This window comes from Microcystis sp. M083S1 (genome assembly GCF_020246405.1).
GTDB lineage: Bacteria > Cyanobacteriota > Cyanobacteriia > Cyanobacteriales > Microcystaceae > Microcystis > Microcystis aeruginosa_C.
In genome coordinates this window covers 1-2,656 of sequence record NZ_JADBTB010000056.1, presented here as the reverse complement: position 1 = coordinate 2,656, position 2,656 = coordinate 1, and the positions used below count along the sequence as shown (strand labels likewise).

General features: G+C 39.0%; 3 protein-coding genes. All 3 read right to left on the bottom strand.

Annotation, left to right across the window (positions count from 1 at the left end):
• Positions 1 to 78: 78 nt before the first annotated feature.
• Positions 79 to 393, bottom strand: coding sequence for a type II toxin-antitoxin system RelE family toxin (locus IM450_RS05145; RefSeq protein WP_287665643.1), 315 nt, complete (start codon positions 391 to 393; stop codon positions 79 to 81).
• Positions 386 to 634: a type II toxin-antitoxin system Phd/YefM family antitoxin gene (locus IM450_RS05140; protein ID WP_002739617.1), complete on the bottom strand. Its 249-nt coding sequence runs from the start codon at positions 632 to 634 to the stop codon at positions 386 to 388. Before IM450_RS05140 ends, IM450_RS05145 begins: the two co-directional genes overlap by 8 nt.
• A 992-nt stretch (positions 635 to 1,626) precedes the next feature.
• On the bottom strand, positions 1,627 to 2,544 hold the full coding sequence (locus tag IM450_RS05135) for a hypothetical protein (RefSeq protein WP_287665637.1): 918 nt from the start codon (positions 2,542 to 2,544) through the stop codon (positions 1,627 to 1,629).
• Positions 2,545 to 2,656: the final 112 nt, after the last annotated feature.

Sequence of the window (2,656 nt, the reverse complement as noted above, 5' to 3'; positions counted from 1 at the left end):
TGGTCTTGGCTGTCTATATTTTAACCAATAAATTGCTGTATTGCAAGCATAGTCAGCTTTTAAAGATAAATTATTGTTTTATTGGTCAGCAATAATTGTCTGTTTTTTCTTTAATTTTACATGACAAGTTCGGAAGAGCCGTTGTTTATAAATTTCATCATCGTTTCGTTTGTCAATCAGCAAGATTTCTAGTGTTTGCTCCTCAACACGATAAACGATTCGATATTCACCAATATCGGCTCTATGATAGGAGTATCCTTTTAACTTTAGAGAATCTTGGGGATAGGGATTTGTTCTCAGTTCGGTTATTTTTGTGGCTACTTGTTTGGCGTGTTTATCTGGCAGTTTTTTTAAGCGTTTAGTTGTCTGTCGAGATAGGTTAATCTTAAGCATTTAAAATTTCTGACAGTAAAGCCTCACTTTCTGTTGTTCCGATAAAACCTTCTTGATGAGCTTTTTCTGCCTGTAAAGCCAAAAGTTGATTTTCTAACTCGGAAAATCTCTCAAATTCCTCGATTGACAGCACGACTGCAACATTACGTCCCTTTTTTGCTATCTTTACTGGTTCTCTTCGAGCCAAGTCTAACAGTTCGCCAAAGCGATTTTTTGCTTCTGAGGCTCCTAATGTTTTCATAACTAACCTTTATAGAAACTAGCCATTATGACCATTTTAGCTATTATAGCAATTATTGACAGGAGAATCACCGCCACCAGCGACTAACATCCCTAATACTTTGATACACTTCTCTTAAAGCGACCTCCCCCCCAAAATGAAGGATTAAAGGGACTAAGTTGGGAATGGTTTCGAGGAATTTAGGACGAGTGAGAGTACCCAAAGCCTGAAGGATATCTTGCCAGAAAGATAAGTCAACATTAGCAGGGGTTAAGGTGGCGGTTAAGGCTTTTAATGCCTCTGCACGGTTGTATTCAGACCCAATCGTTCTGGCAATTTCTAAGGGTTTCGGGTAACACTTCAGTTGACATACTCCGCGCCGTGAACGGACGTGGATTCTTCTATCATCACTGATTAGAATTTCTGGCTCAACGAGTTCGCTTAAATCAGACCCCTTGCGGTATCTAACCCAGAGGCGAGTCTCTCCTCAGACTTTCGCGACCTTACAGAAGCCTGTTCTCGTATGCCCTACGATACAGTTCAAAACCTCTAAAATAATTGGTTTCTCTGGTACTTGATGCTTAGAGCTTTTACCCATAAAAGCAATCCTTTATGGAACCCTATAACTCTAGTTTTCAAGGTGCGCCTATCGATTAGATAGCTAGGTTTTTAGAGCGGTTGAATACCTTATCCGCTATGGTCTAGCATTATACATCATAAGGGGAATTATTTCCACCACCGACTAACATCCTTAATACTTTGATACACTTCTCTTAAGGCGACCTCTCCCTCAAAATGAAGGATTAAAGGTACTAAGTTAGGAATAGTTTCGAGGAAACGAGGACGAGTGAGAGTTCCCAAAGCCTGAAGGACATCTTGCCAGAAAGATAAGTCAACATTAGCAGGGGTTAATGTGGCGGTTAATGTTTTTAATGCCTTTGCACGGTAGTATTCAGACCCAATCCCTCTGGCAATTTCTAAGGCTTCTGGTAAGATTTCGGATAAATAAAAAACTAACCACGTCGTCTATAATCACTCCATTCAGGAAACTCAGAAAGATATTCTTTATTGATTCCACGGATGCAAATGTATTCACCCTGAATCCAGACTATTGAAATTCCAGAAGTTGACAGTGGCGATTTCCGTAAAATCAACCAAAACGGCAAGCACAATAGTGCAAATATTACTAAAGAAACCGAGACAATTCCATCTCCGTATGCTAGATTCAAAAAATGTATTGTAGCAGCAGCCATAATCATCCCAAAAATTACGCACGAGAAAATCCTATCTGTTAATAATCTGTGCTGTTTTTTAACTTCTTGAGAAAGTCCAAAAGTGATTTTTTCGTATTTTGTCATAGCAAAATATGCAATGATAACCGGTATTGTTACAATCCAGGGCACAAAAATTAAAAAAATGATTCTAATCAGGGCAGAAAAAAGGGCAGAAAAATTAACGAATAAAGGATTAAAGGATAAAGTCTGTTCTTCTTTTCCCGTTACCGGGCGATTGGTTTTGATACAGCGATTTGGTAGAGATGCCCCCCGCAACATCACCAGATATCCATCATACTGCCATATTCTCTTTCCCTTATCTTTAGGAATACAGTAAATATCAACGGGTTCATTGTTTAAGTTAACCTCAAAATTCACCAATAACCCCACTCTGGGAAATTCTTTTTCGTCCTTCCAATCGGAGTTTGTGAACTGGTATCTTGTCCCGTCATTGCCTCTGATAACCCCTGTGTTATTGGAGGTGTCGAAGCGTAAAATAGTTCCTTCCATCTGCAAAAAATCCTTGAGCAAAACCTTATTTATTTCTTCTAAGTATATCGTAAAAAGCTGATCTGCAAGAGGAACATAAGTTTCATATTCTAAGTAGGTGGGTGGAATTAAATATAAGATGAACGTAGCGACTGTCTTGATTGTCAAGGGGTAACTCAAAAAACAATCAAGGAGTTGCTGTCGAACCTAAAATCTCAAGCCAGAAAAAAAGCGCAGCAAAAACTAAGTCGCTCAGGTTAAACCAAAGCAAGCGCAACCC